This is a genomic window from Kitasatospora sp. NPDC056327 (assembly GCF_042261735.1).
Classification (GTDB): Bacteria; Actinomycetota; Actinomycetes; order Streptomycetales; family Streptomycetaceae; genus Kitasatospora.
Map to the genome: position 1 here is coordinate 1 of NZ_JBHJRC010000380.1, position 7,037 is coordinate 7,037.

Below are 7,037 nucleotides of genomic sequence, written 5' to 3' on the forward strand. Positions count from 1 at the left end.
CGGTGACACCACGCTGGTGAGCCTCGCGGGCCCGGTCCGCGCCGACACCGTCTCGGGGAACGTGGAGGCCCAGGCCCTCACCGGCGACCTCCGCTTCAACTCCGTCTCCGGCGACCTGACGGTGGTGGAGGCGGGCTCCTCCGTGCGGGCCGTACGGACCACGGGGCGTCAGGCGCCCGCGGACCTGCGCTGACGGGCCAGGGCGGTGGCACCGCCGCCGAGGAGGAGCAGGCCGCCCGCGGTGGCCAGGATCGGGGCCACCGGGGTGGAGGAACCGGTGGAGGCGAGCACCCCGGAGCCGCCGATCGAGGCGCCGCCGCCGGTGGTCAGGGAGGCGCCGCCCACCGTGCCGGTGCCGGTGCCCCCGGCGGAGCCGCCCGTGCCGCCCGTGGTGCCGGTGCCGCCGCCCGTCCCGCCGGAGGTACCGCCGGCCGGCGGGGTGGTGGGCAGCTGGGCGTTCTTGTCGAAGGCCAGCGAGACGGTGACCGGGTCGAGCGCCTCGCCCTCCTTGTAGTTGGCGAAGGCCGGCACGCCCTCGGCGGTCAGCGTGGCCGGGACGGCGTTCAGCGTCACCACGCCGTTGACCGGGGCGAGGCTCGCCTTCGACAGGTCCAGCCTGGCGATCCGGGCGCCGGACAGCGCGGTCGTCTTCCCGTCCAGGGACTTGGCGTTGACGTCGGCGGTCAGGAAGGCGCCGTCCTTGGCGATGCTCAGGCCGAGCTTCGAGAAGGTGGTGTCCAGCTGGTAGCCGCCGGCGGCCGGGTGGCCGAGGAAGCGCACGGAGCCGGCGAAGCCCGCCGACAGGGTGTGGTTGCGGGTGTCGTAGCTGCCGTTGGCGCCGCCGAAGCGGTACTCGGCCGCGCCGCCCGCGAACTCGACCTTGCCGTTGGCCACCGGGCTCTGCAGGTACTTGCGGAAGCTCTCCTTGACCTGCCAGTCCAGAGTGCCGTTGACGACGGCGAGCTGACCGTTGCCGCCCGGGGCGGTCGACGGGCCGCCGGTCGCCGAGGGGCTGCCGGTCGCGGTGGGCGTCGCGGTGACGGAGGGGCTGCCGGTCGCGCTCGGCGAGGAGGTCGCCGACGGCGAGGCGGTGGCCGACGGGGACTGCGTCGCCGACGGGGTGGCGGTCGCGGTGGGCGTCGCGGTGGCGGAGGGGCTGCCGGTCGCGCTCGGCGAGGAGGTCGCCGACGGCGAGGCGGTGGCCGACGGGGACTGCGTCGCCGACGGGGTGGCGGTCGGCGACGGGGTGGCCGGGCTCTGCTTGAGCAGCAGCGCCAGCGGGTCCATGTCCGAACCGGCCTGGTAGAAGCCCGCGAACGCCTTGGCACCCTCCTCGGTCAGCTTCGCCGCGGCCGGCACGCCCGTCGTGGTGTCCCGGCCGACGGTGAAGGTCACCAGTGGCACGTCGTCCCGCCGGGTCACCTCCGTCGCCCCCACCGACTCCTTGGAGGCGGTGTCGGCGGTGAGCGTCCCGGCGGTGCCCGAGGTGGTGATCCGCAGGTCGCTGAGCGCCACGTCCAGCGCGCCGTGGTGGGCGGTGAAGCGCACCCCGCCGTTGAACGCGGAGGTCAGCTTGTGCGTCCCCAGGTCGTAGCTGGCGCTCGCCAGGCCGAAGTGGAAGGTCCCGTCGGCGTTGGTGGTCGCGCCGCCGCTCAGCTCCACCGCGCCCTGCCCGATCGGTCCGGTGACGTAGTTCCGGAAGCCGGCCTTCACTCCCCAGTCCAGCGAGCCGGTGTCGTAGGTGACGCTGCTCGGCGCGCCGGCGCCGAAGGCCAGCACCGGGGCGCCGAGGGCGGTCAGGCCGAGGCCGGCGGTGACGGCGGCCAGGGCGGCCAGCCGGGTGCGGTTGCGGGACATGGGGGAACTCCGATCGATGAGCGGGGGGAAGGGATGCGTGGGGGGTCAGGCCGCGTCGGCGGGGGTGGCGCGACGGCGGCGGAACAGGAACAGGCCTCCGGCCGCGGCCAGCGCGGCCGCGAGCAGACCACCGGCGACCCAGGCCGCGGCCGGCACGCCGCCGGAGCCTCCCGCGTCGGCGGCGACGGGCACCGCGGAGGGCGTGCCGGTCGTGGCCGCCGGGCTCGGCGCGGTGACCGGGGCGCTGCCGATGTCCGGCAGCGGCGGCAGGGCTGCGGCCGGGTCGAGGGCGACGGCGAAGCTCAGCGGGTCCATCACGGTGCCGGCCGGGTAGAGGCCGCCGAAGGCCCTGCCGCCCGCCTCGGTGAGCGTGAGCGGGAGTTCGACGGCCTTGAGCAGCCCGCCCTCGGGCTTGAGCCCGGCCGGGTCGAAGGTCGCCAGCTCGACGCCGGTCAGCTGCTGGGTGCCGCCGTCCGGGGTGCGGCCGGAGACGTCGGCGCGCAGCACGCCCCGGCCGTCGGCCACGGTGATGCCCGGGGCCGCCAGGGTGAGGTCCAGGCCGTTGGTGTCGCCGCTCTTCAGCCCGGTGAAGCGGACGCTGCCGGCGAAGGCCGCGGTGAGCGCACCGGTGGCCTGGTCGTAGCTGCCCCTGGCGGGCGTCCAGCGGAAGAACGCCCCGCCGTCCGCCGCGCCGCCGGACGGCTCCCAACGGCCCTGGGCGATCGCGCCGGTGACGTAGTCGCGGAAGGTCCGGCGCACGCCCCAGTCGAGCGCGCCGTTGCCGAACTCGGCGGCGGGCTGCGGGGTGGCGGCCGGGGGCTCGGACGCGGGCGGGGCGGTCGCCGGGGCCGCCGGGGCGGTCGACGACGGGGCGGCGCTCGGCGGCGCGGCCGTGGTCGCGGCCGGGCTCGGCGCGGCGGGGGCCGTGGGCGCGGCCGGAGTCGGCTGCGCCGCCGGGAGGTTGACCGACAGGTTGACCGGGTCGAGCGCCGTCCCCGCGGTGTAGAAGCCGCCGAACGCCTTGGCCCCCGCGTCGGTCAGGGTCGCCGGGACGTTGTTCAGCGTCAGGGTGCCGGCCGCGCCGCGCAGGTCGACGCCGGCCAGCGAGAGCTCGGCGAGCTTGGCCTGGCTCGCGCTGCTGACCTGACCGGTCTCCCGGGACTTGCTGCTGACGTCCGCGTACAGCCCGGCGGCACCGCCCGCGGCGGCCCGGAAGGTGAGCTTTCCGATGCTCAGGTCGAGCGCGTTGGCGCCGTTCTCCTGGTGCCCGGTGAATCGGACCCCGCCGGAGAAGGCGGCAGTCAGCGCGCCGCTCGCCGGGTCGTAGGTGCCGGCCGCCGAGTGGAACCGGAAGCCGCTGCCGGAGACCGTGGCCGCGCCGCCGGTGAGCGCCCAGGTGCCCTGGGCGATGGGCCCGGTGACGTAGGTCAGGAAGGACTGCTTGATCCCCCAGTCGAGGCGCCCGCCGGACACCCGCCCCTCGGCCGCCTGTGCCTGACCGGGCAGCAGGACGGCCGTCAGCAGGGCCGCCAGAACGGCCACCAGGCCGGCGGCCGCCCGGCGGAGACGATGGGGCAGAGGCACTCGGATCACTCCTCGGCGGGACAGGGGGAGGGCAGGCGGCGGGCAGGGACGGCAAAACACCGCCCCCCCTTGCGAGCTTTAGGTAAGGCTAACCTAATATATGAGTCAAGAGCCCCGCCGGACACCCCCGCACCCCACTCCCCGGCGGCGACAACTCCCCACGAAGGGAACGACGTTGAGCAGCAGAAACACCCGAAACCGGGCCGTCCGCGGCCCCGCTCTCCTGCTGCTCGTCCTCGGTCTGCTGCTCGGCCTGACCGCCTGCGGCTCGGCCAACGGCGGCACCGGTGCCGCCGCCGCGACCGGCTCGCGCACCCCGGACACGGTCGACCCGCTGCCCGGCGATCCGCCCGCGCCGCAGCTCCCGGCCACCGCGGCCTCCGCCGACGGCCGGACCGCCACCGTCACCAGCGCCGATCGGATCATCCCGCTCAACGGCAGCCTGGCCGAGATCGTCTTCAGCCTCGGCCTCGGCTCCAGGGTCGTCGCCCGGGACGTCTCCACCACCTTCGAGCAGGCCACCGCCCTCCCGGTGATCACCCAGGCCCACGACGTCTCCGCCGAGGGCGTGCTCTCCCTGCACCCGACCGTCGTCCTCGCCGACCGCTCCACCGGACCGGCCGAGGCGATCGCGCAGATCCGCGCGGCCGGCGTCCCGCTGCTCGTCCTGGACGACGCCAAGCGGCTGGAGGACGTCGGTCCGCGCATCGACGCCGTCGCCGTCGCCCTCGGGGTTCCGGACGCCGGACGGCAGCTCAAGGAGCGCACCGAGCAGCGGATCTCCGAGGCCCGGGCCGCCCTGCCGGCCGCCGGCGGGGACCACCCCAAGGTCGCCTTCCTCTACCTGCGCGGCAGCGCCTCGGTCTACCTGCTCGGTGGCCCCGCCTCCGGTGCCGGCTCGCTGATCGAGGCGGTCGGCGGCCGCGACGCCGGCACCGCCGCCGGGCTGAGCGGCGACTTCACCCCGCTCACCAGCGAGGCCCTGGTCAAGGCCGCCCCCGACGCGATCCTGGTGATGAGCAAGGGACTCGACTCCGTCGGCGGCGTCGACGGCCTGCTCAAGCTCCCCGGCGTCGCCCAGACCCCGGCCGGCCTCGACCGCCGGATCGTCTCGATCGACGACGGCCGGCTGCTCAGCTACGGCCCGCGCACCCCGCAGGTGATCCGCGAGATCGCCGAGCAGCTCCACCCGAAGGCCGCGAAGTGACCGCCGCCGCCACCGGGAAGGGCGTCCTGCGGGTCGGACGGCCCAGCCGCACCGCGCTGCTCACCGCCGGCCTCGCCGCCGCCCTGCTGCTCTTCGCCCTGCTCGCGGCCGGCATCGGCGCCTACCGCATCCCGCTCGGCGACATCCTCGCCTCCTTCGCCCACCGGCTCGGCCTCGGCGGCCACGCGCTCGACCGGGTCCCCGAGTCGGTGCTCTGGAACGTCCGGCTGCCCCGGGTCGTACTGGCCCTGCTGGTCGGCGGCTCGCTCGGCTGCGCCGGCGCGCTGATGCAGGGCGTGTTCGGCAACCCGCTCGCCGAACCGGCCGTCATCGGGGTCTCCTCCGGCGGCGCGGTCGGCGCGGTCGGCTGCATCGTGCTCGGCCTGGACGCGCTCGGCACCTGGACGGTGACCGCCGCCGCCTTCGCCACCGGCCTGCTGACGGTCTTCGCGGTGTACGCGATGTCCCGCTCGGGCGGGCGCACCGAGGTGGTCACGCTGATCCTCACCGGCGTCGCGGTGAACGCCTTCTGCGGCGCGCTGATCGGCCTGTTCCTGTTCACCGCCGACACCGCCGCGATCAGCCAGGTCACCTTCTGGCAGCTCGGCTCGCTCTCCCAGGCCACCTGGGGCAAGGTGCTCGCCGTGCTCCCGTTCGCGGTCGCCGGCCTCGCCCTCGCCCCCCGCTACGCCCGCTCGCTCGACCTCCTGGCGCTCGGCGAACGGCCCGCCCGGCACCTCGGCGTGGACGTCGAACGGATGCGGCTGGTGCTGATCACCGTGGTCGCCCTGCTCACCGCCGCCGCCGTCGCCGTCAGCGGCATCATCGGCTTCGTCGGCCTGGTCGTCCCGCACCTGCTGCGGATGGTCGCCGGGCCCGGCCACCGCTTCCTGCTGCCCGCCTCCGCGCTCGGCGGCGCGCTCGTCCTGGTCGCCGCCGACCTCGCCGCCCGCACCCTCGCCGAGCCGGCCGAACTGCCGCTCGGCGTGCTCACCGCACTGATCGGCAGCCCGTTCTTCTTCTGGCTGCTGCGCCGCACCAGGACCAAGCAGGGAGGCTGGGCATGAGGATCGGTTCGCTGCGCAACCGCCCCGAGATCCCCGAACGGCCCGCCCCGGGCACCGGACTGTTGACCGCCGAGGGCGTCCGGCTGAGCGTCGGCGGCCGCGAGCTGCTGGCCGGCGCGGACGTCCGGGTCGCGGCCGGGGAGGTGGTCGCCCTGCTCGGGCCGAACGGGGCGGGCAAGTCCACCCTGCTCTCCGTCCTGGCCGGCGACCTCGTGCCCACCGCCGGCGAGGTCCTGCTGGACGGCCGCCCCCTGGCCGGCTACCGGCCCGCCGACCTCGCCCGCCGCCGGGCGCTGCTGCCGCAGGCGGCCGAGCTGTCCTTCCCGTTCCCAGCCGGCGAGGTGGTCCGGATGGGCCGCGCCCCCTGGGCCGGCACGGCGGCCGCCGCCGAGGACGAGCGGGTGGTCGCCGAGTCGATGGCCGCGACCGAGTCCGCCGTCTTCGCCGGGCGCCCGTTCACCGCGCTCTCCGGCGGCGAACGGGCCCGGGTCGCGCTGGCCCGGGTGCTCGCCCAGCGGGCCGCGCTGCTGCTGCTCGACGAGCCCACCGCGGCGCTCGACCTGCGCCACCAGGAGCTGGTGCTGCGGCTCGCCCGGACCAGGGCCGCCGCCGGGGACGGCGTGGTCGTCGTCCTGCACGACCTGTCGCTGGCCGCCGCCTACGCGGACCGCGTGGTGCTGCTGACCGGCGGCGCGACGGTCGCCGACGGGCCGGTGGCCGAGGTGCTGCGGGCACCGCTGCTCAGCGAGGTGTACGGCCACCCCGTCGAGGTGCTGCCGCATCCGCGCACGGGCGTTCCGCTGGTACTGCCCGAGCGCGGCTGACGCGGCCGGCGGCCGGCCCGGGTGGCGGGGGCGGCCCGGCCCACGGGGGCGTGGGCGGGCCGGGTGCTCCCGGCAGCTCAGCCCTCGTCCTCCAGCCGGAAGCCGACCTTCATGCACACCTGGAAGTGCTCGACCCGCCCGTCGGCGAGGTGGCCCCGGACCTGCGAGACCTCGAACCAGTCGAGGTGGCGCAGCGTCCGGGAGGCCCGCTCGATGCCGTTGCGGATCGCGGCGTCGATGCTCTCGGTCGAGGACCCGACGATCTCGGTGACCCGGTACACGTGCTCGCTCATGACGGACTCCCTCAGCTGTGCGACGGCCCCCGGTCCACCGTGCACCGGGGGCCGGCCGGCCGCACTCCGGCGACCGCCGTACAGGGCGGGCCCGGACCGGGGCGTCCGGCGGGGGGGCGGGGGCGGGGGGCGCCCGCCCCCCCGCGGGGGGGGGGCGGAGGGGCGCCCGCGCCCCCCCCCCCGGGCCCCCCCCCCCCCCCACGCG

At 76.6% G+C, this 7,037-nt stretch carries 6 protein-coding genes and 1 pseudogene; 4 read left to right on the plus strand and 3 right to left on the minus strand.

Annotated elements, in window-relative coordinates; translation table 11 throughout:
• Positions 1–193: pseudogene (locus ACFCX4_RS33295) on the plus strand (hypothetical protein); the annotation flags it as partial.
• Here the strand turns inward: ACFCX4_RS33295 and ACFCX4_RS33300 are convergent.
• Both ACFCX4_RS33300 and ACFCX4_RS33305 read right to left on the minus strand, forming a co-directional pair.
• Positions 169–1,857 (minus strand): HtaA domain-containing protein, encoded by a 1,689-nt coding sequence (locus tag ACFCX4_RS33300; RefSeq protein WP_376150692.1) that lies wholly within the window; start codon positions 1,855–1,857, stop codon positions 169–171. The pseudogene ACFCX4_RS33295 and the gene ACFCX4_RS33300 sit on opposite strands and share 25 nt — an antisense overlap.
• 45 nt (positions 1,858–1,902) lie before the next feature.
• Positions 1,903–3,441 (minus strand): HtaA domain-containing protein, encoded by a 1,539-nt coding sequence (locus ACFCX4_RS33305; RefSeq protein WP_376150694.1) that lies wholly within the window; start codon positions 3,439–3,441, stop codon positions 1,903–1,905.
• A 100-nt stretch (positions 3,442–3,541) separates the two neighbouring features.
• Here ACFCX4_RS33305 and ACFCX4_RS33310 point away from each other — a divergent pair, with 100 nt between their 5' ends.
• The 3 genes from ACFCX4_RS33310 to ACFCX4_RS33320 are packed head-to-tail and all read left to right on the plus strand — an operon-like array spanning position 3,542 to position 6,539.
• Entirely contained in the window at positions 3,542–4,648 is a 1,107-nt protein-coding gene (locus tag ACFCX4_RS33310) for a hemin ABC transporter substrate-binding protein (RefSeq protein ID WP_376150696.1), read from the plus strand.
• Positions 4,645–5,715: a FecCD family ABC transporter permease gene (locus ACFCX4_RS33315; RefSeq protein WP_376150698.1), complete on the plus strand. Its 1,071-nt coding sequence runs from the start codon at positions 4,645–4,647 to the stop codon at positions 5,713–5,715. Before ACFCX4_RS33310 ends, ACFCX4_RS33315 begins: the two co-directional genes overlap by 4 nt.
• Complete coding sequence (locus ACFCX4_RS33320; RefSeq protein WP_376150700.1) at positions 5,712–6,539, plus strand: heme ABC transporter ATP-binding protein; 828 nt, start codon at positions 5,712–5,714, stop codon at positions 6,537–6,539. Before ACFCX4_RS33315 ends, ACFCX4_RS33320 begins: the two co-directional genes overlap by 4 nt.
• A 77-nt stretch (positions 6,540–6,616) precedes the next feature.
• On the opposite strand, the gene ACFCX4_RS33325 is transcribed toward ACFCX4_RS33320, so the two are convergent.
• Positions 6,617–6,832, minus strand: coding sequence for a dodecin (locus ACFCX4_RS33325; RefSeq protein WP_376150702.1), 216 nt, complete (start codon positions 6,830–6,832; stop codon positions 6,617–6,619).
• Between the last annotated feature and the right edge of the window lie 205 nt (positions 6,833–7,037).

Bases quoted from the DNA above. Each gene is read 5' to 3' on its own strand.
- ACFCX4_RS33310 (WP_376150696.1), top strand. From the start codon at position 3,542: ATGAGTCAAGAGCCCCGCCGGACACCCCCGCACCCCACTCCCCGGCGG.
- ACFCX4_RS33300 (WP_376150692.1), bottom strand. From the start codon at position 1,857: ATGTCCCGCAACCGCACCCGGCTGGCCGCCCTGGCCGCCGTCACCGCC.
- ACFCX4_RS33320 (WP_376150700.1), top strand. From the start codon at position 5,712: ATGAGGATCGGTTCGCTGCGCAACCGCCCCGAGATCCCCGAACGGCCC.
- ACFCX4_RS33325 (WP_376150702.1), bottom strand. From the start codon at position 6,832: ATGAGCGAGCACGTGTACCGGGTCACCGAGATCGTCGGGTCCTCGACC.